This window comes from Methylobacterium sp. WL116 (genome assembly GCF_008039455.1).
In the GTDB taxonomy this organism is placed as follows: Bacteria; Pseudomonadota; Alphaproteobacteria; order Rhizobiales; family Beijerinckiaceae; genus Methylobacterium.
Genome location: NZ_VRUV01001106.1, coordinates 1 through 520, shown reverse-complemented (window position 1 = coordinate 520; position 520 = coordinate 1). Strand labels below are relative to the sequence as shown.

Annotated in this window: 1 pseudogene; it reads right to left on the bottom strand. The window is 75.2% G+C overall.

Annotation, left to right across the window (positions count from 1 at the left end):
- A pseudogene (locus FV223_RS32320) lies at positions 1-520 on the bottom strand (hypothetical protein); the annotation flags it as partial.

Sequence of the window (520 nt, the reverse complement as noted above, 5' to 3'; positions counted from 1 at the left end):
GCTTCGGCGCGCTCGGCACCCCGCCGGCCTCGGCCACCGCGGTGCCGGCCGACTACGCCGACCGCGCCTCGCCGGAGCACCCCCCGGGCTTCTACGGTCCCGCCGACGGCGGCACCGCGGTGAACGCCCTGCGGACCGAAGACCGCCTCAGGGCGCTCGACCTCGCGCCACTGAACGGAGCCCGCACCGGGACGCTCGCCGGTGCCGAGACCCTGGACCTGCGCCCGAGCCTGTTCACGCTGGCGCAGCATGTCGATGAACAGGCCCGACAGCGGCAGGTTCGACCACGTCGTGTCGGCGGTGACGTGGAACAGCACCACGAGCCCCTGCCCGCGATGCTCGGCGGTGACGATCGGCGTTCCGTCCTGCAACGAGGCCCAGGTGCGGCCGGGCAGGTCGCCGTCGGGCTCGGCCAGGATCTGGCGGCGCACGCCGATGTCGGCAGGCGGCGCCAGGCCCGCGAACGGGCTCTCGGGCGCGAACGGCGCCAGCGTCTTCGGGCTGTCCCACGAGAGGGTGC